18 protein-coding genes and 1 pseudogene are annotated in these 24,133 nt (G+C 68.3%); 13 read left to right on the top strand and 6 right to left on the bottom strand.

What is annotated here, in order from left to right; translation table 11 throughout:
- The first annotated feature begins 134 nt into the window (after positions 1-134).
- The 3 genes from ACGF2V_RS05650 to ACGF2V_RS05640 all read left to right on the top strand — a co-directional run bounded on the left by ACGF2V_RS05650 (position 135) and on the right by ACGF2V_RS05640 (position 6,960).
- Entirely contained in the window at positions 135-3,818 is a 3,684-nt protein-coding gene (locus ACGF2V_RS05650; RefSeq protein ID WP_362703625.1) for a DEAD/DEAH box helicase family protein, read from the top strand.
- A 164-nt stretch (positions 3,819-3,982) separates the two neighbouring features.
- On the top strand, positions 3,983-5,335 hold the full coding sequence (locus ACGF2V_RS05645) for a hypothetical protein (RefSeq protein ID WP_362703622.1): 1,353 nt from the start codon (positions 3,983-3,985) through the stop codon (positions 5,333-5,335).
- Between the two features lie 8 nt (positions 5,336-5,343).
- Positions 5,344-6,960 carry a class I SAM-dependent DNA methyltransferase gene (locus tag ACGF2V_RS05640; protein WP_362703619.1) on the top strand — a complete coding sequence of 539 codons (1,617 nt, stop codon included), beginning with the start codon at positions 5,344-5,346 and terminating at the stop codon, positions 6,958-6,960.
- Between the two features lie 66 nt (positions 6,961-7,026).
- Here the strand turns inward: ACGF2V_RS05640 and ACGF2V_RS05635 are convergent, their stop codons facing one another.
- Both ACGF2V_RS05635 and ACGF2V_RS05630 read right to left on the bottom strand, forming a co-directional pair.
- A complete protein-coding gene (locus ACGF2V_RS05635; RefSeq protein ID WP_362703616.1) occupies positions 7,027-7,248 on the bottom strand; it encodes a DUF397 domain-containing protein in 222 nt (73 codons plus the stop codon).
- The gene (locus ACGF2V_RS05630; protein WP_362703614.1) at positions 7,245-8,114 is read right to left on the bottom strand and encodes a helix-turn-helix transcriptional regulator; all 870 of its coding nucleotides are present in this window, start codon (positions 8,112-8,114) and stop codon (positions 7,245-7,247) included. The genes ACGF2V_RS05635 and ACGF2V_RS05630 overlap by 4 nt, the downstream gene beginning before the upstream one ends.
- Positions 8,115-8,267: 153 nt before the next feature.
- On the opposite strand from ACGF2V_RS05630, the gene ACGF2V_RS05625 reads away from it, so the two are divergent.
- The 5 genes from ACGF2V_RS05625 (at position 8,268) to fabI (ending at position 14,708) form a co-directional block, all read left to right on the top strand.
- The gene (locus ACGF2V_RS05625) at positions 8,268-8,738 is read left to right on the top strand and encodes an ATP-binding protein (protein ID WP_362703611.1); all 471 of its coding nucleotides are present in this window, start codon (positions 8,268-8,270) and stop codon (positions 8,736-8,738) included.
- A gap of 489 nt (positions 8,739-9,227) precedes the next feature.
- Entirely contained in the window at positions 9,228-10,733 is a 1,506-nt protein-coding gene (locus ACGF2V_RS05620) for an N-6 DNA methylase (protein WP_362703608.1), read from the top strand.
- A 54-nt stretch (positions 10,734-10,787) separates the two neighbouring features.
- Positions 10,788-12,944, top strand: coding sequence for an AIPR family protein (locus ACGF2V_RS05615; RefSeq protein WP_362703606.1), 2,157 nt, complete (start codon positions 10,788-10,790; stop codon positions 12,942-12,944).
- Positions 12,945-13,215: 271 nt separating this feature from the next.
- Positions 13,216-13,935 (top strand): 3-oxoacyl-[acyl-carrier-protein] reductase, encoded by a 720-nt coding sequence (fabG, locus tag ACGF2V_RS05610; protein ID WP_362621281.1) that lies wholly within the window; start codon positions 13,216-13,218, stop codon positions 13,933-13,935.
- Between the two features lie 5 nt (positions 13,936-13,940).
- Positions 13,941-14,708, top strand: coding sequence for an enoyl-ACP reductase FabI (gene fabI, locus ACGF2V_RS05605; protein ID WP_362621279.1), 768 nt, complete (start codon positions 13,941-13,943; stop codon positions 14,706-14,708).
- A gap of 99 nt (positions 14,709-14,807) precedes the next feature.
- On the opposite strand, the gene ACGF2V_RS05600 is transcribed toward fabI, so the two are convergent.
- Positions 14,808-15,539, bottom strand: coding sequence for a FadR/GntR family transcriptional regulator (locus tag ACGF2V_RS05600; protein WP_362703603.1), 732 nt, complete (start codon positions 15,537-15,539; stop codon positions 14,808-14,810).
- Positions 15,540-15,706: 167 nt separating this feature from the next.
- Here ACGF2V_RS05600 and ACGF2V_RS05595 point away from each other — a divergent pair, with 167 nt between their 5' ends.
- From ACGF2V_RS05595 to ACGF2V_RS05580, 4 genes are all read left to right on the top strand, one after another.
- Positions 15,707-16,999, top strand: a complete 1,293-nt coding sequence (locus ACGF2V_RS05595) for an MFS transporter (RefSeq protein ID WP_362703601.1) — start codon at positions 15,707-15,709, stop codon at positions 16,997-16,999.
- Between the two features lie 26 nt (positions 17,000-17,025).
- Positions 17,026-17,136 (top strand): SGM_5486 family transporter-associated protein, encoded by a 111-nt coding sequence (locus ACGF2V_RS05590; protein ID WP_351525507.1) that lies wholly within the window; start codon positions 17,026-17,028, stop codon positions 17,134-17,136.
- A gap of 197 nt (positions 17,137-17,333) precedes the next feature.
- Positions 17,334-17,540 carry a hypothetical protein gene (locus ACGF2V_RS05585; protein WP_362703598.1) on the top strand — a complete coding sequence of 69 codons (207 nt, stop codon included), beginning with the start codon at positions 17,334-17,336 and terminating at the stop codon, positions 17,538-17,540.
- Positions 17,541-17,613: 73 nt separating this feature from the next.
- On the top strand, positions 17,614-18,132 hold the full coding sequence (locus tag ACGF2V_RS05580; RefSeq protein WP_362621270.1) for a histidine phosphatase family protein: 519 nt from the start codon (positions 17,614-17,616) through the stop codon (positions 18,130-18,132).
- Between the two features lie 214 nt (positions 18,133-18,346).
- Here ACGF2V_RS05580 and serB read toward each other — a convergent pair whose 3' ends face one another.
- Positions 18,347-19,603, bottom strand: coding sequence for a phosphoserine phosphatase SerB (serB, locus tag ACGF2V_RS05575; protein WP_362703595.1), 1,257 nt, complete (start codon positions 19,601-19,603; stop codon positions 18,347-18,349).
- Positions 19,604-20,030: 427 nt separating this feature from the next.
- Between serB and ACGF2V_RS05570 the strand changes: the two genes are divergently transcribed.
- Complete coding sequence (locus ACGF2V_RS05570) at positions 20,031-22,679, top strand: FHA domain-containing protein (RefSeq protein ID WP_362621265.1); 2,649 nt, start codon at positions 20,031-20,033, stop codon at positions 22,677-22,679.
- Between the two features lie 150 nt (positions 22,680-22,829).
- On the opposite strand, the gene ACGF2V_RS05565 is transcribed toward ACGF2V_RS05570, so the two are convergent.
- Together ACGF2V_RS05565 and ACGF2V_RS05560 are read right to left on the bottom strand one after the other, a co-directional pair.
- A complete protein-coding gene (locus tag ACGF2V_RS05565; RefSeq protein ID WP_362621263.1) occupies positions 22,830-23,561 on the bottom strand; it encodes a transglycosylase SLT domain-containing protein in 732 nt (243 codons plus the stop codon).
- Positions 23,562-24,033: 472 nt separating this feature from the next.
- Positions 24,034-24,133, bottom strand: a pseudogene (locus ACGF2V_RS05560) (IS481 family transposase); the annotation flags it as partial.

The following is a 24,133-nucleotide window of genomic DNA, read 5'->3' as shown; positions in this document are numbered from 1 at the left end:
AACCAGATCACGGCGGTCGGAACGGTGGGGCAGAAGAACCAGCGGCAAGGACCGGTCGCCGGTTAGGCTCGATGGGTGATCACGCTGTACGAGCAGCGGTGACCTTCGTACTCCCGGAAAGGCGGTACCAACCCATGAGCAGCGCAGACGGGGTGTCTCAGGCGCCAGACCCCCGACTCGTACGCCTGGCCGGGAAGTCTCGCAACTTCGGGTTCCTGCTGCCGCACCTTCCGCTGCTCGTCGCCTATGGAACCGCCGCCGAGAGCCATGTCTTCACCGACCCGAACACCTCCCTGATCAAGTGCCGCCAGTTCGCGGAGGCCATGGCGGCCGACCTGATCAGCCGGGCCCGGGTCCGGGTGGAGGGAACCACCCAGTTCGACCGGCTGCGGGCCCTGGACCGGGAGGGCTACCTCCACGGCGACGTGGGCTCCGCCTTCCACGAGGTGCGTGCCCTCGGTAACGAGGCGAACCACTCGGGGCTCGACAGCGCCGACGACGCCTTCCGCGCCCTGCGTACTTGCTTCCGCCTCGGAGCCTGGTACCACCGGCTGCTTACCGGCTCGCGCGAGCAGCTGCCGTTCGTGCCGCCCAGCCCTGACCGCACCCCGGCCACCGAGAACGAGCGCCTGCTCCTGGACGTCGCCCGGGCCCGCAGGGAGCTGGAGGAGGCCCGTCTCAGCTACCACGACCAGGCATCCCAGGCCCAGGCTGAGCAGGCCGCCCGCAGCGCCGTCGAGCGCGAGCTGGCCCAGGCCCAGGCCGAGCGTGAGGAACTGGCCCGCGCGGTCGCGGCCATGCAGCACCAGCTCAAGGAGTTCCAGACCGCTGCCGAGGCCGCACAGCTCGACCGCCGACACGCAGGTGCCACCGACACCGCTGCTGCATCGGCCGCCGTCGCCGAGCGCGCGCGCCTCCTCGACAACGCCGAGCAGGCATCCCGCGAACCCCTCACGGAAGTGCAGGTCCGCAAGCGGCTCGACGCCATGCTCACGGCGGCGGGCTGGGACGTCCAGGACGGTGGCGCCGACCTCAACCTCCACGTCCAGGGCGACTGGCGGGGCAACGGTGTGGCTGTCCGCGAGGTCACCACCGCCCGGGGCCGCGCCGACTACGTCCTCTACGTCGACCGCAAGCTCGTCGGCGTCATCGAGGCCAAGCGCGAGGGCGCCGACCTGTCCGCCGCGGAGACCCAGGCCGACCGCTACGCAGACCATCCCACCGATGCCCAGCAGCGCTTTACCGCCTGGCGCACCCCACTCCCGTTCCGCTACGTCAGCGACGGCGGCGAGACCCGCTTCCGGTCCGTCCTCGACCCGGACTCCCGCACTCGCCGCATCTTCTCCTTCCACCAGCCGCGCACACTGGCCCGCTGGGTCCGCCAGGCCGAGGAGGACGAGCAGGCCCCCAGCTACCGGGCCAGACTGCGTCGACGCATGCCCGAACTCGACGAACGCCCCCTGAGGCCGGCGCAGATCGCGGCGGTACGCGGCGTGGAGAACTCGCTGGCCTTCGGCAAGGGCCAGCAGGGGATGGGGCAGTCCCGCGCCCTCGTGCAGATGGCCACCGGCGCCGGCAAGACGTTCACGGCCGTCACGTTCTCGTATCGGATCCTCAAGCACGCCCGCGCCGAGCGCGTTCTGTTCCTCGTCGACCGCAACAACCTCGGTGTACAGGCCTTCGCGGAGTTCGAGAACTTCAGGACCCCGGACACCGACCGCAAGTTCGCCGACCTCTACAACGTCCAGCGCCTCGGCGCGGAGGGCATGTTCGCCTCCTCCAAGGTCGTCATCTCCACCGTCCAGCGCCTCTACATGGAACTCACCGGTGCGACCCTGCCGGGGACCGAACGAGGGGAGGGGGAGACTGGCTACGACGTTGAGGTGCCGGGCGGCATCGAGGTCGGCTATAACGCGAACATCCCCCCGGAAGCCTTCGATCTGATCGTTGTCGACGAGTGCCACCGCTCCATCTACGGCAAGTGGCGCTCCGTCCTCGAGTACTTCGACGCCCCCATCGTCGGCCTCACCGCCACCCCTGTTGCCCAGACCTTCGGTTACTTCAACGCCAACCTGGTCAGCGAGTACTCGTACCCGGAGGCCGTGGCCGACCGTGTCAACGTCGACTTCTCCGTGTACGAGATCGAGACACGGATAACCGCCGAGGGCGGAGTCATCGCGCAGGGCACCATCCCGGTCCGTGACCGCCGCACGCGCCGCCAGCGCTACGAGGACATTGACGAGGACATCGAGTACGGCGCGCGCCAGGTAGGTGTCGGAGTCATCAGCAAGGACCAGTTGCGTACGGTCGTCCAGACCTTCCGCGACCGGCTGTTCACCGAGATCTTCCCCGAGCGGGCCAGACGTCACCCGGACACGGGTGCTCTGCTGTGGGACGAGATGTACGTGCCGAAGACGCTGGTCTTCGCCAAGAACGACAACCACGCCGAGGAGATCGTCGAGGTCATCCGGGACGTCTTCGGCAAGGGCAACGACTTCTGCGCGAAGATCACCAGCGCGGCCCACAATGCCGCCGAACGCCTCGCGGCCTTCCGTAACCTTCCCGACCTGCGCATCGCGGTCACGGTCGACATGATCGCCACCGGCACGGACGTGAAGCCGCTCGAATGTCTGCTGTTCCTCAGGGATGTCAAGAGCTGGGCGTATTTCGAACAGATGAAGGGCCGCGGTGCCCGCACTCTCTCCCTCACGGATTTCGAGAAGGTCACCCCCGGTGTCGGGCCGAAAACCCGCTTCGTGATCGTCGACGCGGTCGGCGTGACAAAGAAGCCGAAAGTCGACGCGGCACCGCTGGAACGACACACCGACAAACAGATCAGTCTGGAAAAGCTGCTTCGTAAAACTGCCGCGAACACGATCGAGGAGGAAGAGGTCTCCACACTCGCGGCCCGACTCGCCAAACTCGATATTCAAATGACGGACGAGGAGCGAGCCGAGATCCAGCGCCTGAGCGGCGGACTGGAACTGACGAAGATCGTTCACGAGATGGTCGACGCCGTTTCGGCGGACCGGCAGCTCGAAGTCCGGGAGGCCGCCGAGCGCGCGGGCCGCGATCCCGAGCGCGCGGTACGCGACCTCATCGAGCGTGCCGTGCAGCCGCTCGCCGCCCAGCCACCGCTGCGCGCCCGACTGCTGGAGATGCGGCGCGCGAAGGACATCCTCTACGACGAGAACGGCGTGGACGAACTGCTCCGTGCGGGCGCGGTCGCCGATGACGAGGACACGGCGGCGCGGACGGTCCGTGACTGGCGCCAGTACATCGCCGACAACCGCGACGAGATCGCGGCCATGTCCATCGCGTTCAGCGCCGGCTCCGACGTGCCGCCGAGCGTCGCCATGAACAGGCTCAACGACGTGGCCCGCAGCATCGCCCGCCCACCGCGCGCCTGGACCCCGGACAAGCTCTGGCAGGCGTACGAGAAGCTGGGCGAGGCGGCGACCGACGGGGCCCGCCGCACACACACGGCCCCTGACCTGCTGGCCCTGCTCCGCTACGAACTCGCGGGCGGCGCCGAGCGGGGCGCACCGGCTCCGCGCCCGCATGAGGAGGTCGTGCGCGAGCGCTATCAGGCGTGGATCGCCCGCCAGGAGCAGATGGGCACCCGGTTCACGGAACGGCAACGCTGGTGGCTCGACCGCATCGCCGAGGCAACTGCCAAACGTGTACGCTTCGACACCGCTGACCTCGATTACGCCCCTTTCACCTCATGCAACGGCACGGACGGTTTCATCGCCGAATTCGGGGGGACGCGGGCGGAACACATCATCACTGAAATGGACAGGGAGCTGAGCGCGTGACAACCGACTCGGGTACGGGGCCGGAGCCGGGGGGCTCGGGTTCTGAGAGGGATGTCACGGGGGAGTTGCCTGCAGGGTGGATTCGAACGACTCTTGGTGAGATTATCTCTCCGATTTCGGATAGGTATAAGCCGAGTGCAGATGACAACCTTCCGTATCTCGGGATGGACAACGTCGAGTCTCATACGGGAAGGGTGGTGAAATTTGCCTCGGCCGCTTCCATTAAGAGCTCATCTCCCATTGTGAGGCCCGGATATCTTCTGTATGGGCGTTTGAGGCCGTATCTGAACAAGGTGGTTCTTGCTGATTTTGATGGAATCTGCTCAGGAGAATTTATTGTTTTCCCTTCGAGTGGGGCCATCGATTCCCGTTTCTTGCTGTACCGGCTCCTGAGCCCCGATTTCGTTCAATATGTTATGCAGAAGAACCCGACAGGTGATCGCCCTCGGGCTCACTGGGAGCAGTTCAAGGATTTCTCTATCTTGCTTCCGCCTTTGGGGGAGCAGCGTCGTATTGTCGCCAAGCTGGCTGAACAGCTGGCGCATATTGAGGCGGGGGAGGCGGCTGTTCAGGCTGCTTCCGCGAAGCAGCAACCTCTCATGGATAGCATCCTCGACAGGGGTGTTCTCGGCTTGAAGTGTGAGCCGAGCGAGAAATCCCTGGAGGATATTCAAGCCAGGTCCAGCAGGAAAATCAATTATCGATCTCTACGTGCGCTACCTGCGGGATGGGAATGGCGTGTAGCCCAGGATGTTTGCTCATTGATCGTTTCTGGTGCGACGCCCCAAGCTTCGCTCATGCATGCAAATGCAGGAGATGTGCCTTTCCTGAAAGTCTATAATATCTCGAAGCGTGGCTTCATTGACTTTACCGTACGTCCGACTTTTGTCGACCGTGAAACTCACGAACAGAGCCTCAAGCGTTCTAAAGTTCTGCCGGGTGATGTTCTGACTAATATCGTCGGCCCGCCCTTGGGTAAGACGGCCGTAGTTCCTGCGGATCACTCTGAGTGGAACATCAATCAGGCTATCGTCGCCTTCCGTGCGGGACCGGACATCTCGCCCGAGTGGCTGCGGTTCGTACTTCAGTCTCCGTATGTCATCGGGCTTTTGACGGGAACGGCTCGTGCGACTGCTGGACAATTCAATATCGCCCTTTCGACGTGCAGAGAACTCCCCATTCCGGTTCCTCCGAGGAATATTCAAGATGCGTTGTGCGAGGAACTGGAAGGTTCCGCAGAGCAACTTGCTGGGCTCTATGAGAACGTTCGCAGTTTGAACGACGAGGCACTTGAACTTCGCAACGCGCTCCTCCACACCGCCTTCACCGGCGCCCTGGTGCCTCAGGACCCCGACGACGAGCCCGCCTCCGTCCTCCTCGACCGGATCCGCGCTCAGCGGGCCGCCGGAGCCAAGCCGGCCAGGCGCAAGCGCATGCCCCGTACGACACCCCTGGCCGCTCCCCAGACCTCCGGCCGACCGGTTCCCTCCGGCATCCAGGAAGCACTTCCCCTGTGAGCACGATTATGAGCAGCAGCATCGAGAAGCCGACCCTCGCGTGCCCCGCCGATGCGGTGGCCTCACCGTCGGCGGCTGGTGAGGGCACCGCCCCCCAGGCGGCCGAAGCCAGGGTCAAGGCCACTCCCGCCGCCTCGGCCTCGACCTCGACCCTCGTCAACCGCCTCTGGTCGTACTGCGAACTGCTCCGTCACTCCGGCGTCTCCACGCTCGACTACGTCGAGCAGCTCACCTACCTCCTCTTCCTGAAGATGGCCGACGAGCGCGCCAACCGTCCGGCCATCTTCCGGCGCAACGTCCCCGAAAAGCCTCTCGTACCCGAGGGCCGGGACTGGAAGAGCCTGATGACCCGGTCCGCCGAAGCGCTGCTCGACCACTACGAGTTCATCCTCAAGGACCTCGGTCAGCGTGGTGGCACCATGCTCGGCGAGGTCTTCACCAAGGCGCAGAACAAGATCCAGGAACCGGCGGTCCTCGAACGTCTGATCAAGGATCTGATCAATCCCTACACCTGGACCACCGAGAACCAGGACCTCAAGGGCGACGCCTACGAAGGCCTTCTCCAGCGCGGTGCCGAGGACCGCAAGACCGGCGCGGGCCAGTACTTCACGCCCCGCCCACTCATCGACGCCATGGTCGACTGCGTGCGGCCGAAGCCCGGCGAGACCATCACCGACCCGGCCTGTGGCACCGGCGGCTTCCTCATCGCGGCGCACGCCCACCTCGTACAGAACTACGAGAACGAGCTCTACGGCGACCAGGGCCGGGCCCTCCAGACCGGCGCGATCACCGGTTACGAACTCGTCCGCGAGACCGGTCGGCTCGCCCTGATGAACATGCTGCTGCACGGCATCGGAAACTCCGAGGCCAAGCCGCTCATCACCATTCAGGACTCCCTGGCCCGTCCCCCGAAGCGGCACTACGACATCGTGCTCGCCAACCCGCCCTTCGGCGTCGGCTCGGTGACCGGCGAGTCGTACACCGCCCGCACCGACTTCTGGGCGCAGACGACCAACAAGCAGCTCAACTTCGTCCAGCACATCTACAACCTGCTGAAGACCAACGGCCGAGCCGCCCTCGTCCTCCCCGACAACGTCCTCTTCGAGGGGGGCGCCGGCGAGAGCATCCGCAGGAACCTGCTCAACCTCTGCGACGTCCACACCCTCCTGCGCCTGCCCACCGGCATCTTCTACGCCAACGGCGTCAAGGCCAACGTCCTGTTCTTCGACAAGACGGGCCAGCGCTCCGGAGGCCGTCCCGGCACCCGCAAGCTCTGGGTTTACGACTTCCGTACGGATCAGCGCTTCACGCTCAAGCAGCGCCAGCTGGGCCGTCAGCACCTCGACGACTTCGTCGCCGCCTACCACTCCGGCGGCAGGAACTTCACCCAGCGCACCCCGAGCGACCGGTTCCGCCCGTACGACTACGACGAGCTGATCGGCCGGGACAAGGTCAACCTGGATCTTGCGGTGCTCAGGTCCGACACCGCCGCGAGCACGAAGTACGAGTCACCGGACGTGATTGCGCAGAAGATCGTCGACGAACTCGAAGTGGCACTGGCTGAGTTCACGGCCGTGGTCCGGACCCTGAAGAAGGACGCACCGCCGTCGGCCGACGACAAGTAGACAAGGACGACGGGCCGGTGGTTCTCCGAGAACCACCGGCCCGTCGCCGTATCCTCCTCTACGAGCTCACAGCTCGCCCGCCATGACACCGGCCCGGAACGCGGCCCACTCCGACGCGGTGAAGCGCAGCGGTTCCCGATCCGGGTTCTTCGAGTCCCGTACGGCCCGTGCGCCGTACGGCAGTTCGGCGACCTCGACGCAGTCGTTCTCGCCTGCGCTCGCGGATGCCTTGCGCCACTTCGCGGCAGAGAGATCCTCTGCGTACAGCTCGGCCTTTGACTCCTTCACCTGCGGCTTTCCTCTTCCATCCGTGTGATGAGGGCCATCGAGTCATCCACCGGGAGTGCTGCCGCGACGATGCGCTCGAAGGCGTCGGCGAAGACCTGCACTTCGTCGACGCCCTCAACGTAAGTCGCGCCGATGAGGTTTTCCAAGAGAACGACGTCCGGCATCGGCCCGGGAAAGCCGACCAGGTTGAAGCCGCCGGCACCGCCGGGGTGCGGAGTCGCGGCCAGGGGCATGATCTGCAGGGTGACATTGGGCAGTTCAGCGACGTCCAAAAGGCGTCGTAGCTGATCACGCATGGTGTCGGGCCGTACCGCGAAGCGTTGATGCAGGACCGCTTCGTGGAGAACCGCCCAGAACTTCAATGGGCCGTCGGGGCGGGTGAGCACAGCCTGTCGAGCCATGCGTACCTCTGACAGTGCGGTGACCTCTTCCGGTGTGCGCGTGGTGGCATTGGCGCTCACCGTCTCGCGTGCGTATCCGGCGGTCTGGAGCAGCCCAGGAACCAGTAGGGGGCTCCAGATGCGCAAGCTCTCCGCGTCCGATTCCAGGGAGATGTAGTCCGCGTACGCGGGAGCCACCACCCCGCTGTACGTCTGCCACCAGCCTTGCTTTCGGGCGTCCTTGGCGAGTCCTTCCAGCGCGCTCACGACGTCGGGATCGGTCACGCCGTAGACCTTGAGTAGCGGGGCGACCTCGGTTGGGCGGATGTGGCCGTTGGCGGTCTCGATCCGCGACAACTTCGGCCCCAGCCAGCCAAGCTCGGCGGATGCCGTATCAAGACTCATGCCGGTCGCGTTGCGGTACCGGCGCAGTGCCTCGCCAAGTCGTCGACGTCGAACGGTAGGTACAGGGCGCACGTTTGGCATAGGCCGAGCCTTCCACCGAAAAACAGCGACCGTCCAGGGGAATGGAAGTTCGATCCATCATTTCGGGTGACAAACTTGCAAGTGATCACGGAGGGCGGGCACTCTCAAGCCAGCGCAGAGCGAGCAGAGTTCACCCTCGACGTAGGAGCCTCCATGCCCCACTCCCTCGGCTGGTACCACACCTCCACCCCCACCGGGTTCGTCCTCCATCTCTCCGCCACGCCCGACCATCTCCGCGCCACCCGCGCCCTGATCGGCAAGACGCTCGCCGACGCCGGGGTGGCTGAAGGACAGGCGCACGCCGTGCAGTTGGTGATGTCCGAGCTGTTCGGGAACGCGGTCCGCGCCTGTGGTGACTTCGTGCCGCTCGTCGCCGAGGTGGCCGTGGAGCCGCCGCAAGGGTGCGGTGGCGGAGCGGAGCGAGGTGTCCGGGTCAGGCTGCACGACCCCTACCAGGCGGCGATGCCCGTGCTCGGCGGTGTACGGCTGGACGATCCCGAGGCGGAGTCGGGGCGGGGGCTGCCCCTGATCGACCTGCTCGCGCCCGGGTGGCGGGTCTCGGGTACGCCGGTGGGCAAGCAGGTGCGCTGCCGGATTCCCGCCGAGAGGGAGTCCGGTCTCTGACGGGTGCCGCTGTCCCGGCTTGGCGACCGCCGATGCGCTCACCTGCGGTCACCATGGCGCGCGACATGCCGAAGGCGGCGGGTCGGCAGGGTCACACGTACGCCATCGATGCCGTTCTGGCGGCTGCCGCAGGACGGGAGGCTGTGCGGGGAGCTGAGGCGACCGTGTGCACGTCCGACACCGACGACATGACTCAACTCCTGGCGGGACACCCCGTGCGGGTCGAGAAGATCTGACACATCGCCGGCCCGCGCCGGGCGGCGATCCCCGTGCTCGGCGGCGTATGGCTGGGCGATCCCGTGGCCTATCCCGTCGTACCGTCGTGAACTTGTGCCTACGATGGAGAGGAGTTGATCGCCTGCGGTCCGATCGGCCGGTCTGGTGTGCTCTCGGAGCCTTTGTCGTCGCCGCGGTCGGCGCCTTCTCCGGGCAGGGGGACGGCCCGCCAGCGTATCCGCTCGGACCGGGACGTACGAGAACGGGTGGGGTATGGCAGCGGAGCGCGACGGTGTCGGGACGAGAGGGCCGGAGAGGCACTGGACGGCGAAGGAGATCTTCGAGCGCTGGCAGCGGTTCTTCGAGCAGAAGACCAGCGCCAAGGCTCTGACCCGGCTGGAGTTCACCGAGCACATCGCGTATCTGCTCTTCCTCAAGCTCGACCACGAACGCGCCCAGCGGTCAGGGATGTTCGCGAGTCAGTCGATCGCCCCGGCGGACAGTTGGCCGCACCTCGTACTCGCCAGCGGTGAGGATCTGCACGGTGCCCTCACCCGGCTGATGGCGGAACTCGGCAGGCCGAACCCGCAGGACCCCCGTCGCGCCATCGCCAGTGTCCTCTTCCAGGATTCCCGCCCCTGGCCCGTGGACAAGATGGCGGAACTCGGGCGGCTGATCATCGAGGGGTTCGACCCGTACCGCTGGTCGGACGTGAACCGGGACGAACTCGGCGCGGCCTTCTCCTTGATGATCGCCGACTGCCGCGACGACATCCGGGCCAAGCGGGAGACGGGCCAGTTCCTCACACCGCCGTACCTGTTGAAGGTCATAGCCAAGGCGCTCGCTCTCACCCCGCACGACCGGGTGATCGATGCCGCCGCCGGGGCCGGCACCAGCCTCATCGCCGCGCACCGCGAGATGGCGGCGCACGGGGGCCGCGTCGACGCCTCCGCCATCGCCGGAGCCGACATCGACGTACAGATGTGCCGCCTGGCGACGATGAACGTGCTCCTCAACACCGGGCGCCAGTTCCACGACGTCCCGCCGATCCTGCGGGCCGACTCGCTCAAGGTGAAGGAGCGGCTGGTGCGTCGGCACGAGCGGGACGTGGCCGCCACCGTCGCCATCTGCAACCCGCCGTTCAAGAGCGTCGAGACGAACACCGAGCAGCGGGACGACTTCTGGGCGCAGAACGCCACACTTCCGGCCAACTTCCTCCAGCACCTGGCCATCACCCTGCCCCGGGGCGCCAGAGCGGCTGTCTTCGTCCCCGATGGAGTGCTGTTCCACCGCGGTGCGGCGGCCACCATTCGCAGGGAGCTGCTGAAGAACTGCACCGTACACACGCTGCTGCGCCTGCCGACGGGCATGTTCCACGACACCGGTTCCAAGTCGAACGTGCTTTTCTTCACCAAGTCGGTGCGGCGCCCGACCGGCGAGCCGAACACCGATGAGCTGTGGGTGTACGACGCCCGAGACCTCCACCACACGGACACCGAGAACCCGCTCACCGAGGACGACTTCGCGGAGTTCCTGGAGGCGTACCGGCCCGGGGAGGAAGGATTCTCCGGCCGTACCGAATCGCCCCGCTTCAAGCGCTACGACCGTGACGCCGTGCGGAAGATACTGGACAGTTCCGGAGTCAGCCTCGACTTGAGGGCCGATCTCGTCGACACGCCGGACGACTTCGGTGATCCGCGTGACATCGCCCGCTCGATCGTGGACCACCTCGGCGACGCGCAGCGGAGCTTCGAACTGGTCCTGGACTCCCTCGGCTGAGACCCGCCGTACCCGCCCCCCTTCACCGCTCGCAGCCAGCCGGACAGGAAGACCGTGAACGCCACCCCTCAGCAGCCCGACGTCCCCACCCAGGTCCGCCAGACCGAGCGCGCCTTCGACGAGACGTACACCGGCCTCATCGATATGAGCGATTTCGGCAACCGGCCGCCGGAGCAGACCAAGCCCGCTTTCCGCTCCCGCGCCCTGGCCGCGCACGCTGTGCGCATCATGACGGGATGGACCCCCGAGCAGGCGGCCGACTGCGTCATCGACGGTGGCCAGGACCAGGGGATCGACGCCATCGCCATCGACGAGGCGACGGCGCACATCTACCTGGTGCAGGCCAAGTGGAGCCCGAACGGGACGGCCAGGGCCGACGAGACCGCGGTGCAGAAGCTCTTCGCGGGACTGACCCTCATCGACTCCGGAGAGGCCGCCCAGTTCAACCCTCGCGGCCAGATACTCGCCAAGCGGGCACACGAACTCATCGGCGAGAAGGCGACCCGGATCACACAGGTGATCGTTCTCATGGGGACCGAGCCGCCCGCTCCGGGCGTACGACAGGCCATCAAGAACGGTGAGAAGGAGTTCAACTCCCTCGGCGACTACGTCGACCACATGTTCCTGCATGCCCCCAAGATTCACGCGCTGGTCCGCGAGGACCAGCGAAGCGAACCCGTCACCCTGGAAGTGACGCTGCGCCCCTGGTTCAGCGTGCCCTCGCCCTACCTCTCCTACGAGGGGATCGTGCAGGCGGAGGAGATCGCGAGCTGGGCCGAGCACGGCAATGAGCTGTTCGCCCGCAACATCCGCAACCCGCTGGGGCTGACCCCCATCAACAAGGAGCTGGTGGACACCCTCACTGACGAGCCGTCACATTTCTGGTACTTCAACAACGGCGTCACTGTCCTGTGCGACTCCGTGGACGCGGTGCCCGTTTCGCAGAAGTTCCCGGAGCGTCACCCCGTCCGCCTCACCGCCCGCGGCGCCAGCGTGGTGAACGGCGCACAGACCGTGCGCTCCGTCATCGACGCCGCCCAGCAGGCCGAGGAGGCCGAACTCGCCCAGGTCACCGTCCGCTTCATCGTCACCGGTGGAGACGCCGAATTCGCCAACCGCACCACCCAGGCCACCAACCGGCAGAACCACATCACCGAACGGGACCGCATCGCCCTCGACCCTGTCCAGGCGGAACTGATCGCCGAGTTCCGCGCCGAACTCGGCCTCGTCTACAGCGTGCGCCGCAGCGAACTCGAACCGCAGGACGACGAGGGCTGCTCCGTCGTGGAAGCCGCGTGTGCGCTCGCCTGCGCCCACACCGGCAGCCGGTTCGCGGCCCGGCTCGTCGCGTCCGGCTCCACGGACGTGCTGTGGGAGCGGGGCGGCAGCGGCATCTACGACCCCCTCTTCCGTTCCGTGCCCAGCGTGTACGAGACCTGGAACGCGGTGAAAGTCCTGCGGGCGGTGCGTACGGCTCTGCGCACGGAACGCGAACAGTACGCGGGGCGCGCGGCCGCCGTCATCGACGACGGCACGTTCCTCATCACCCACCTGGTGTTCCGGCAGTTGCTTGCCCAGGACGCCGGCATGGGGGAGCCGGACCAGTCGCTGGCATGGGCCGGTGCGGCCGTGGCGCAGGTGCCCGACCTCGTCAGGCAGGTCATTCCGGTGCTCGTGCAGGTTCTGGACGACGAGGTGGGCACCCGGACGAGTGTCCAGCGTGTGTGCGCCGACCCTGGGCAGGCCGCCGAGCTCGTGACCGCGGTCCTGAAGTCCCTCGAAGGAGGCGGGGCTGGAGACGCCGCCGCGAAGTATCGGCGACAGGAGAGCAAGCCGCGCAAGCGACGCAGGCCCAACGCCGTGCATGTGATCGTCGACAGCGGCGCTCTGGATGAAGGCGCCCCCCTTCACCTGGCGCTGTACCTCCAGCCGGAGAAGGACGCGCTGGCCGAGTGGCTCGCCGCGAACTCGCGCCGGGCACTGGCGAAGTGGACCAACACCAACCGGGCGCGTCCGATCGTCTGGGCCGCCGACGGCCTCACGTACTCGCCCACCGGTCTCATCGCACGCATGTGGGAACTGGCCGAATGGGAAGGGCGCCCTGTCTCCAACCAGGGCACCGCCCGCTGGGCCACCCAGGACGGAGAGACGCTCGCCGTCCTCGCGCGGCGGCTCCTCGACGGTATGGAGGAGGGAAAGGACGCCGAGTGACAGCAAGGGCCGCCCCCGTAGGCGCCTGCTGGCCGAGCCCGAAGAGGGCGACCACTGATCTCATGGACGTTTCCATACTGATCACCCGGATGACCCAGCGTAATCACGGGGGCGCGTTGGACGCCTTCCTCCAGAGCGGGGCCATGGAGGCTTCCTTCTGTAGGGACCCGACAGAGGGGGCCGTACGGCGCTGTCAGGCCCCGATTCTCCGTACGGTCGCCCGGACCGATAGTTTGCAGAGGTACCAGACCGCTACCGAAAGGGTGATCCGTTGAGCCGCTCGGTTCTCGTCACCGGAGGAAACCGGGGCATCGGCCTCGCCATCGCCCGCGCTTTCGCCGCCAACGGCGACAAGGTCGCGATCACCTACCGCTCCGGCGAGCCCCCCAAGGAACTCACCGAGGCGGGTTGCCTCGCGGTCCGTTGCGACATCACGGACACCGAACAGGTGGAGCAGGCCTACAAGGAGATCGAGGACAAGCACGGCCCCGTCGAGGTACTGGTCGCCAACGCCGGTATCACCAAGGACCAGTTGCTGATGCGGATGTCCGAGGACGACTTCACGTCCGTGCTCGACACCAACCTCACCGGCACGTTCCGGGTCGTCAAGCGCGCCAACCGCGGCATGCTGCGGGCCAAGAAGGGCCGCGTCGTCCTCATCTCCTCCGTCGTCGGGCTCCTGGGCTCGGCGGGGCAGGCGAACTACGCCGCCTCCAAGGCGGGTCTGGTCGGCTTCGCCCGGTCGCTGGCCCGTGAACTCGGTTCGCGGAACATCACCTTCAACGTCGTCGCACCCGGTTTCGTCGACACCGACATGACCCAGGTGCTCAGCGAGGAGCAGCGCAAGGGCATCGTGTCCCAGGTGCCGCTCGGCCGCTACGCGCAGCCCGAGGAGATCGCCGCCGCGGTGCGCTTCCTCGCCTCCGACGACGCTTCGTACATCACTGGAGCCGTCATCCCCGTTGACGGCGGATTGGGCATGGGTCACTGATCACCATGAGCGGAATCCTCGACGGCAAGCGCATCCTCGTCACCGGCGTGCTGATGGAGTCGTCCATCGCGTTCCACACCGCCAAGGTGGCCCAGGAACAGGGCGCCGAAGTCATCCTGACCGCCTTCCCCCGGCCCACGCTGACCGAGCGCATCGCCAAGAAGCTGCCGAAGCCGGCCAAGGTCATCGAGCTGGACGTGACCAACACCGAGCACCTGGACCGGCTCGCGGGCCTGGTCCGTGACGAGCTCGGTTCGCTCGACGGCGTCGTCCACTCCATCGGCTTCGCGCCGCAGGACGCGCTCGGCGGCAACTTCCTGAACACTCCGTTCGAGTCCGTCTCCACCGCGATGCACGTCTCGGCGTTCTCGCTGAAGTCGCTCGCCATGGCCTGCAAGCCGCTGATGAGCGGGGGCGGCTCGATCGTCGGCCTCACCTTCGACGCGCAGTTCGCCTGGCCGCAGTACGACTGGATGGGCCCGGCCAAGGCCGCACTGGAGGCCACCTCCCGCTACCTCGCCCGCGACCTGGGCAAGGACGACATCCGCTGCAACCTGGTCTCGGCCGGACCGCTCAGTTCCATGGCCGCGAAGTCCATCCCGGGCTTCTCCGACCTCGCCAAGGTGTGGGACACCCGCTCCCCGCTGAACTGGGACATGGCGGACCCGGAGCCGGCCGGCCGCGGCGTCGTCGCCCTGCTTTCGGACTTCTTCCCGAAGACGACGGGCGAGATCATCCACGTCGACGGCGGCGTGCACATGATGGGCGCCTGACCCCGTACGGGCCCTGACGCGCGACGGCCGCGTACCACCTGCGAACAGGCGGTACGCGGCCGCCCCGCGTTCCGGGCCGCCACGCGGGGCGCGGGGCGCTCACGTCGAGCACCGGTCCGCAGATGATCCGCCGGGGAAGGCGCCGGCCCGGACCTCTCGGACCCGGTCCACCAGGCAGCTCAGCGCGTGACTCGCGGCCTCGGATGCCGCCGTCTCGGCGTCCCCCGCCCGGATCGCCTCCACCAGTCGGCCGTGGTCCATGTGGTTCTCCGGCCGCAGCTCCCGGCCGACATTGCTCCTGAGACGGTCCCGCAGCAGGCTGCCCAGATCGGCGTACAGGCCGGTCAGCACGTCGTTGTGCGAGGCCGCGACCACGGCCAGGTGCAGCGTCGCGTCCGCCTCCACGAACGCCTCGGCGTCTCCATCGGCCCAGGTCTCCTCGCGACGCGCCATGAGCGCGTCCAGTTGCTTCAGGTCCCGCTCGGTACGCCGGGCGGCGGCCAGCCGGGCCGCGGACGACTCCAGGGTGGAGCGAAGCTCGGCGATGTGCCGGGGATCGGCGTCGGCGAAACGGCGGTGCATCACCCCGGCCAGTTCGCTGGTGGCGACCACGTAGGTGCCCGAGCCCTGCCGGATGTCGAGCAGGCCGTTGTGCGCGAGCGCGCGCACCGCCTCGCGGACCGTGTTGCGCGCCACCCCCAGCTGCTCCACGAGCTCGGGCTCGGTGGGAATGCGTGAACCCACGGGCCACTCGCCGGAGGTGATCTGATTCCTCAACTGGGCAATCACCTGGTCGGCGAGTGCCGAACGCCGGGGGGACGTCAGCGCCATGGTGCTCCTTGCTCGGGTTGCTCGGTCGATCGGGGGCGTGCCCGGGGGTCGGGTCCGTGGGGCGTACGGGACGCGTGTCGCGCGGGGTACGCCGGATGTTCCCGGCCGTTCCCCGCTGTTCTCAGAGCATTGGACAAGTAATCATCCCATGATTCTATGATGCGCTCATGCCTGACGAGCCCCCACCGCAGAACCGAACCCGGACCCTGAGCCCCACCGCCCCGGACGTCCCGACCGGAACCCCGGCCCACCGCACCTCGCGGACCGCACCGGCCGCCAACCGGCTGCTCCCGCTGGTCGCCGTCGGGCTCGTCCTCACCGCGCTCAACCTCCGCCCGGCCATCACCAGCCTGGGCGCCCTCCTCGAAGAGGTCCTGGACGGGCTGCACATGAGCGGCAGCGTCGCCGGTGTCCTCACCTCCGTGCCGCCGCTCTGCTTCGCGGTCTTCGGCATCATGGCCCCCCGCCTCGCCCGTCGCTTCGGGCCCGCCGCCGTCGTCTGCGTCGGCATGGTCGCCATCACCGCCGGTCTGGCGATCCGGCCCCTGGCCGGCGGCACGGTCGGCTTCCTCGCCGCCAGCGCGCTCGCCCTCATGGGCATCGCCGTCAGCAACGTCCTGATGCCCGTGATCGTCAAGCGCTGGTTCCCGGACCGCGTCGGCTCCATGACCGGGCTCTACTCGATGGCCCTGGCCCTCGGCACCTCGCTGGCCGCCGCGACGACCGTGCCCATGACCAGCGCGCTCGGCGGAAGCTGGCGGACGGGCCTCGGCGTCTGGGCCGTACTGGCCGCCGTCGCTATCCTGCCCTGGCTCCCGCTGGTGAGGGACCGGAACGGCGCCGCGGGGCAGTCCGCCGCCCGGCACCGGGACACCCCGGAACTCAGGATCACCCACAGCCGTACCGCCTGGGCGCTCGCCTGCTTCTTCGGTCTCCAGGCCACGGCCGCGTACATCACCATGGGATGGATGCCGCAGATCTTCCGCGACGCGGGAGTCCCGGCCGGTACCGCCGGTGTGCTGCTCGCCCTCACCATGGCGCTGGGCGTGCCGCTCGCGTTCGTCATACCCAAGGTCGCCTCCCGGATGAGGAACCAGGGCCCGATCGTCCTCTTCCTCGGTGGCTGCGGTCTCATCGGGTACGCGGGCCTCCACCTCGCACCGGCCGGCGGGGCCTGGGCCTGGGCGCTGCTCCTCGGCATCTCGAACTGTGCCTTCCCGCTCGCCCTGACCATGATCGGGATGCGGTCGCGCAGCGGGGCCGGAGTGGTCCGCCTCTCCGCGTTCGCGCAGTCCGTCGGCTATCTCATCTCGATCCCCGGCCCGTTGCTCATCGGCGTCCTCTACCAGCACAGTGGTGGCTGGGGGGTGCCGCTCGCGCTGATGGCGGGCCTCATGGTGCCGCAGATGGCGGCCGGGTTCCTGGCCGGGCGGGACCGGACGATAGAGGACGAGTGCTGAGATGCGACACTGACCCCATGTCTCCTGTGCTCGACCCGAATCCCCAGAACGGCCAGAAGAAGCTTCTCCTCGTGCTCGGGGCGATGCTCCTCGTCACGGTGATCATCGGGGTGGTCGCCTCGATCGCCTCGCCCTGACCGGCCCGCCCCGGGCAGCCCGTCACCGGCCGCCCCGGGCCCGTCCCGCCCCGACTTCTCGCAGGAACGGTGGGGTCTGCACCCCCATCCCCTAGGGGGCTGGGCTCAGGGTGAAGTGGGTGGATCACCGGATGGGACCGGCGCGCCGGCGTCCGTAGGTTCGTGGGTGTCGAGACCAGCGATCCACGGAGGCGGACATGTCGGCTCCCGTACCCACACGGCCCACGGCCCCGCCCACGGGCGGAGTCGACATGCGGCTGCCGTGGTGGGCCGTCGCGCTGCCCGCGGTCGCGTTCGCCGCGCTCCTGCTGATGATCGTGGGATCCCGTGAGGCGCACGCGGCGTCGACCGACCCCGCGGTCGGCCGACTGCTCGCGCGGCTCCTCGCCCTGTTCACCCCCTGACGGTGTCCGCGACCGGCGCGGGAGCCCGCCAACCCCTGCGCCGGGCAGCACGTTTCATGCGAAGCTGAGGTGTATGAGCGTCGATACACCTCGCAGGATCGTCCTTCTCAGGCACGCGAAGGCGGAATGGTCGCAGGACTCCGACCACGAGCGGCCGCTCGCGGAACGCGGCCGCCGGGATGCCCCCGTCGCGGGCCGCAAACTCGCCGACTCCGGAATCGCCCTCGATCTGGCCCTCTGCTCGACCGCCGCCAGGACGCGCGAGACGTGGAAGCTCGCGGTGCACGAGATGCCGCGACGCCCGCGGACCGTGTACGAGGAGCGGCTGTACGAGGCGTCTCCCGGCGAGCTGATCGCCCTGATCAACGAGACGCCCGACGATGTGCGCGACCTTCTGCTCATCGGCCACAACCCCGGCATGCACGCGGTCGCCGACGCTCTCTCGGCGTCGGCCGAGGGGGACGCCCTGGCGAGGATGCACCGCGGCGGTTTCCCGACCGCCGCCTTCGCCGTCGTCGCGTTCTCCGGCTCCTGGAAGGGCGTGGAGCACGGCGTGGGCAGGCTGGTCGAGTACTGGACCCCCAACGACTGATCCCCGGCGACCGCTCCGCGACGACTGATCGGCCAACGACCGGCCCGTCGACCGGTCCGCTGTCGTGTGCCCGGTCCGCTGTCATGTGTCCGGGCCGCCGCCGTTCGACCGGACCGCCACGCACGGGCAGGGCCCCGACGCGGAAGCTCGCCGCTTCCCTGCCGGGGTCCTGCCCGTCGTCGGGGCATCCCAGGCGGTGGACGCGACGAACGCGTCAGTCCACCAGGCCGTCGGCGGCCTCGACCTCCTCGCGAGTGATGCCGAGCAAATACAGCACGGTGTCCAGGAACGGCACGTTCACCGCGGTGTGGGCGGCCTCGCGGACCACCGGCTTGGCGTTGAACGCCACCCCGAGCCCCGCCGTGTTCAGCATGTCCAGGTCGTTGGCGCCGTCACCGATCGCGACGGTCTGTGCCAGCGGCACTCCGGCCTGCGCGGCGAAACTGCGCAGCAGACGGGCCTTGCCGGCCCGGTCGACTATGTCCCCGACGACCCGCCCGGTGAGCTTGCCGTCGACCACCTCCAGCGTGTTGGCGGAGGCGAAGTCGAGCCCGAGCCGTTCCTTCAGGTCGTCGGTGACCTGCGTGAACCCGCCCGACACCACGCCCACCTGGTAACCGAGCCGCTTCAGCGTACGGATCAGGGTCCGGGCACCCGGCGTCAGCCGTACCTCGGCCCGCACCTTGTCCACCACCGACGCGTCGAGGCCCGCCAGCAGGGCCACCCGCGCGTGCAGCGACTGCTCGAAGTCGAGCTCGCCGCGCATCGCCCGCCCGGTCACCTCGGCGACCCGGTCCTCACAGCCCGCGTGCGCGGCGAACAGCTCGATGACCTCGTCCTGGATCAGCGTCGAGTCGACGTCCATGACGACCAGCCGCTGCGCCCTGCGGCTCAGCCCGGCCGACACCACCGCGACATCGACACCGATCTCGGCGGACTGTGTCGCCAGGGCCGTCCGCAGTTCCTCGGTGCCCGTCCCGGAGACCGCGAACTCGACGGCCGTGACCGGGTACTTCGCGAGCCGGAAGATCCGGTCGATGTTGCCGCCCGTCGAGGTGATCCTGGCCGCTATGGCGGCGGTCGACTGCGCGGTCAGCGGGTGCCCGAGCACCGTCACGTGGGAGCGTCCGAAGCCGCGCGGGCGGTTGTCGCCCGTACCGGAGATGATCTCGGCCTGGAGCCTCAGCGACTCCGCCCAGCTGTGCACGGTCGCCCGCAGGTCACCCTCGGTGGTGCCACCCGCGTTCGGTGTCGTGATCAGCGCGCACAGGACGATGCGGCCACGCGTGACGACCTGCTCGATGTCGACGACGTCGACCGAGTAGGCCGCGAGAGTGTCGAAGAGCCCGGCGGTGATCCCGGGGCGGTCCTTCCCGAAGATCTTCACGAGAAGGGTGGGGGTGCCGGCGCCCTGACGGGAATCATCGGGCGCGGGAGACGGCGAGGGCTGGGGTGACTGCGATGCGCTCATGGTGCTTCCACCGTATCTGTCCGTCTCCCCACCCCGGAGGTCCGTCCCGAGGACCGGACGGCGTCCTCCGCCGCGCCCGGGGCGCTCGCACCCGCGGTACGCGCACGGCGACGGAGCGCATACGCAGCCCCGCTTCCCCGGGCAGGGACCGGCACCCGGAGGTGTCCGCCCAGCCGTGGACCGGCCCGGTTCCTTCACATTCACGCGGGACTTCGCTTGTGTTCACGCAGACTTCGCTCACGTTCGTGCGGACTCATGGCGGCTTGCCGCCCTCCGGAGTGTTCGTCCCGGCCCGGAGGTGCGGCGCGGGCCCCGAAGGGGCTTCACCCCGCCCGGCTTTCGTATCCGGGACCGCTCCTGGAATAGTTCCCCACGATGTTCAGCATCCCTAGACCTCCTGCGACGGGGGTCACTCGGGGGACAACAAGTGGGGCGCGGAGTGCCGGAACTCGTACTTGAATTGAATGGCAGGACCTGGACGCTCGATCCGTCCAGTTCGTACACCGTGGGGCGCGATCCGCAGGGGGACCTGACGATCGAGGACGCCAGGGTTTCGTGGCGGCACGCCACGATCAGCTGGGGAGGCCGTGGCTGGATCATCGAGGACCACGGCAGCACCAACGGCACCTACGCCCAGGGGCGCCGCATCCAGCAGCTCGAGATCGGCCCCGGCGTCGCGGTACACCTGGGCAACGCCAATGACGGACCGCGGCTGAGCTTCACCGCCGCGAACACGGGGGCCGCCGCGGGCGCCGGCGCGTACGGCGGCCAAGGCGCGCACCAGCCCTCCGCCCAGCAGCCCCAGCAGGCACCCGCTCACCAGCCGCAGCAGGCCGGCGCGGGCCGGCAGGGCGGGCCGGGTGGCCAGGCGGCCGGTCAGCAGCAGCCGCATCAGGGCTGGCAGCAGGCCCCCCAGGGCCACCAGCCGCAGCAGCCCGTACCACCTCAGCAGCCCCAGCTCCCGCACCAGCAGGGCATGGTGAACGCGCCCGGTCAGCAGGGCATGGGACAGACGCCCGGCGCGGCCGTGCCCGGTGGTGTCGCGGGGGCCCCGTCGGTGCGTGGTGACCGGAGCCCGACCACGTTCCACCAACTGGCCCTCGGCCGCGTCATGCGCATCGGCCGCGCGCTGGAGAACGAGCTGGTCGTCTCCGACCTCCAGGTCTCGCGGCACCACGCCGAATTCCACGCGACGCCCGACGGCCGCTTCGAGATCCGTGACCTCGGCTCCCACAACGGCACCTACGTCAACGGTCAGCCGCTCCCCAAGTCCGGTACCGCGCTCATCGGCCCGAACGACATCGTCGGTGTCGGTCACTCGACGTTCCGCCTGGTCGGCGACCGGCTGGAGGAGTTCGTCGACACCGGTGAGGTCACGTTCTCCGCCCGCCACCTCACGGTGACGGTCGACGGCGGGAAGCAGATCCTCAAGGACGTCTCGTTCGGCGTCCCGGAGAAGTCGCTCGTCGCGGTCATCGGCCCGTCCGGCTCCGGCAAGTCCACCCTGCTCAAGGCACTCACCGGCTACCGGCCCGCCAACGAGGGCGATGTCCTCTACGACAACCGGAACCTGTACAAGCAGTTCGCCGAGCTGCGTCAGCGCATCGGTCTGGTCCCGCAGGACGACATCCTGCACAAGGAACTCACCGTCACCAAGGCCCTCAAGTACGCGGCCAAGCTCCGTTTCCCCGCGGACACCACCGAGGCCGAGCGCGAGGCCCGCATCCACGAGGTGCTCGCCGAGCTCAAGCTCGACATCCACAAGGACAAGAAGGTCACCTCGCTCTCCGGTGGTCAGCGCAAGCGCGTCTCCGTGGCGCTGGAGCTGCTCACCAAGCCGTCGCTGATCTTCCTGGACGAGCCGACCTCCGGCCTCGACCCGGGCATGGACCGCGACGTCATGCAACTGCTGCGCGGACTGGCCGACGACGGGCGCACGGTCCTCGTCGTCACCCACTCCGTGGCCGAGCTGGCGCTCTGCGACAAGCTGCTCGTCATGGCGCCGGGCGGTTCCGTCGCCTACTTCGGCCCGCCGGAGGAAGCGCTCAACTTCTTCGGCTACACCACCTGGGCCGACGTCTTCTCGGCGTTCGAGAACTACCGCGACTACGACTGGGCGGGCCGCTGGCGCGGTTCCCAGCACTACCAGATGTACGCGGCGGACATCGACGCCGTCGCCGCCCAGCCCGTCCACATCCCGTCCCCGCAGCAGATACGCCCGCCGAAGCCGCAGAGCTGGTCGGCCCAGCTGTGGACGCTGATCCGCCGGTACCTCTCGGTGATCGCGTCCGACAAGGGCTTCATGGGCCTGATGGTGATCCTGCCCGCCGTGCTCGGCCTCGTCAGCGTGGTCATCCCGGCCAAGTTCGGCCTGGCGGCGCCGGAGCCGCCGTCCCAGTTCAACGGAGCCGCCGGAACGATCATGCTCATCCTCGCGGTCGGCATGTGCTTCAGCGGCGCGGCCAACTCCGTACGAGAACTGATCAAGGAACGCGTCATCTATGAACGGGAACGGGCCACCGGCCTCTCCCGTTCCGCCTACCTGATGTCCAAGGTGATCGTTCTCGGAGCCATCACGGCCATCCAGGGCGTCATCATCTGCGGCATCGGCTTCGCCACCCGCGAGCTGCCCGCCGAGGGCCTGATCATGCCGCCCGCCGTCGAGCTCTGCGTGACGATCATCGTGCTCGGCTTCACCTCGATGATGTTCGGCCTGGTCATCTCCTCGCTGGTGAAGACCTCCGAGAAGACCATGCCGCTGCTGGTCATGTTCGCGATCGTCCAGGTCGTCTTCACGGGCATCCTCTTCCAGGTGTACGGCTCGCCGGGCCTGGAGCAGTTCGCCTGGCTGATGCCGTCCCGCTGGGCCATCGCCGGCGCGGGCGCCACCCTCGATCTCTCGCACCTCATGGCCCCGTGGGACCCGAAGAACCCGACCGACCTGGACCCGCTGTGGGAGCACTCGGCCGGTCAGTGGGCGATCGACGTCTCGGTGCTGCTGTTCCTCGGGATCGTCTGCGGCTTCGCGGTCGCACGGCTGCTTCGCCGCCACGAGCCGGAGGTCATGCGCAAGTAGGTGCCGGAGGCCGGTGCGCGGACGGCCGCGGCACCGGTGCCCCGGACAAGGGCACGCGCGACGCCGGAGGGCGGCACCCCCGCACAGGGGTGCCGCCCTCCGGCGTCGTCCGCGTCGGTCGAGGAACGTACGCCGTACGTCCGGATCCGGTCAGTACGCGCTGTTGACGTTGTCGATCGAGCCGTAGCGGTCGGCGGCGTAATTGGCCGCGGCCGTGAGGTTGGCGACCGGGTCGTAGATGTTCGACGAGGTGCCGGGCACGTGGTACGCGTCGAACGTGGGCTGGATGACCTGGAGCAGGCCGCGGGACGGGACGCCGTTGCGGGCGTTGATGTCCCAGTTGTTGACCGCGTACGGGTTGCCGGAGGACTCCCGGATGATGTTCTTGTGCAGACCGTGGTAGGTGCCGGGGATGCCGTGCGCCCTCATGACGTCCAGGGCCTCCCGGATCCAGCCGTCCAGGTTGTTCGCGTAGACCGGGGTGCGGGCCGTGGAGCGGCTCGGGGCGACGTCCTTGACCTGACTGCGGGCCTTGGCCTCGGCGACGGCGGCCGCCTTCGCCTTGGCGGCGGCCTCGGCCTTCTGCTTGACCGCGGCTTCCTTGGCCCGGGCCTGGTCGGCGGCCTTCACCAGGTTCTCGGCGGTCGCGTTCTGCTCGATGAGGCTGGCCTGCAGAGCCTTGGCGTGCGGGTTTCCGACGACCGAACCGAACACCACGGGCGCGGCGGACCCGGCGGCCTCGGCCTCGGGCTTGGATTCGGCGTTGGCGGGGACGAGCGAGAACGAAAGGGACGCGACGGCAGCGGCTGCGATCCCCGCGAGGGAGAGTTTCTGGGCCTTGTTCAGACGACTACGACGGGCGGGGACGCTGGACACGGTCATACAGAGATACCTCTTCGAATCGCGGGAGTCCTCACGGAGGACGGAGACGGGAAGCGCCGTGCGTGCACCTCCGTCGGGGACGAGAGCAATTCTTAGCTCCCGCAAAATTCGGTGGCAAAGGTGTGACGTACGACCCCGGGTAGTGGAGGGCGGACGCGTGCGATCGAGGCGGCCCGTGCTCCTTGGCCCTGATGCAGCTCTCATGTGCCCACTAGCAGTCTTCGTAAGTGACGTGCGTCCTATGCCCGGCCTCACATCGACGGCCCGGCAAACTCACGAACCGTTGCTCAAGCAATTCGGAGTGTGAGGGGAGGGGTGCGAAGCGCCCGGGCGCGCCCGCGGCGGCGCATCAGCCCCGCAGCCGGCGGAGTGAAGGAGTCCCGGGCCGTGTCCTCGGATCGGCCCAGGCCCTGTCGTCGAAGCGCCGTCGCACGGCAGGCGGCGGTGTGCGGGAGTGCCTAGTCCCCGAGCCCTAGATGTACTGCCCTGTGAGGTTGGGGACGCGGCTGGCGGGTGGTTTGCCTTTCAGCGCGGTGTGTCCGCGGTGGTGATTGTAGGTGTGCAGCCAGTCG

Source organism: Streptomyces sp. NPDC047982, from assembly GCF_043204165.1.
Taxonomy (GTDB): domain Bacteria; phylum Actinomycetota; class Actinomycetes; order Streptomycetales; family Streptomycetaceae; genus Streptomyces.
This window is presented reverse-complemented; position numbering and strand designations above follow the sequence as displayed.

Excerpts from the sequence above, each read along its gene's own strand:
- ACGF2V_RS05650 (WP_362703625.1), top strand. The coding sequence starts at position 135 with ATGAGCAGCGCAGACGGGGTGTCTCAGGCGCCAGACCCCCGACTCGTA.
- ACGF2V_RS05645 (WP_362703622.1), top strand. The coding sequence starts at position 3,983 with ATGGACAACGTCGAGTCTCATACGGGAAGGGTGGTGAAATTTGCCTCG.
- ACGF2V_RS05640 (WP_362703619.1), top strand. The coding sequence starts at position 5,344 with ATGAGCAGCAGCATCGAGAAGCCGACCCTCGCGTGCCCCGCCGATGCG.
- ACGF2V_RS05630 (WP_362703614.1), bottom strand. The coding sequence starts at position 8,114 with ATGCCAAACGTGCGCCCTGTACCTACCGTTCGACGTCGACGACTTGGC.
- ACGF2V_RS05625 (WP_362703611.1), top strand. The coding sequence starts at position 8,268 with ATGCCCCACTCCCTCGGCTGGTACCACACCTCCACCCCCACCGGGTTC.
- ACGF2V_RS05620 (WP_362703608.1), top strand. The coding sequence starts at position 9,228 with ATGGCAGCGGAGCGCGACGGTGTCGGGACGAGAGGGCCGGAGAGGCAC.
- fabI (WP_362621279.1), top strand. The coding sequence starts at position 13,941 with ATGAGCGGAATCCTCGACGGCAAGCGCATCCTCGTCACCGGCGTGCTG.
- ACGF2V_RS05600 (WP_362703603.1), bottom strand. The coding sequence starts at position 15,539 with ATGGCGCTGACGTCCCCCCGGCGTTCGGCACTCGCCGACCAGGTGATT.
- ACGF2V_RS05595 (WP_362703601.1), top strand. The coding sequence starts at position 15,707 with ATGCCTGACGAGCCCCCACCGCAGAACCGAACCCGGACCCTGAGCCCC.
- ACGF2V_RS05585 (WP_362703598.1), top strand. The coding sequence starts at position 17,334 with ATGTCGGCTCCCGTACCCACACGGCCCACGGCCCCGCCCACGGGCGGA.
- ACGF2V_RS05580 (WP_362621270.1), top strand. The coding sequence starts at position 17,614 with ATGAGCGTCGATACACCTCGCAGGATCGTCCTTCTCAGGCACGCGAAG.
- serB (WP_362703595.1), bottom strand. The coding sequence starts at position 19,603 with ATGAGCGCATCGCAGTCACCCCAGCCCTCGCCGTCTCCCGCGCCCGAT.
- ACGF2V_RS05565 (WP_362621263.1), bottom strand. The coding sequence starts at position 23,561 with ATGACCGTGTCCAGCGTCCCCGCCCGTCGTAGTCGTCTGAACAAGGCC.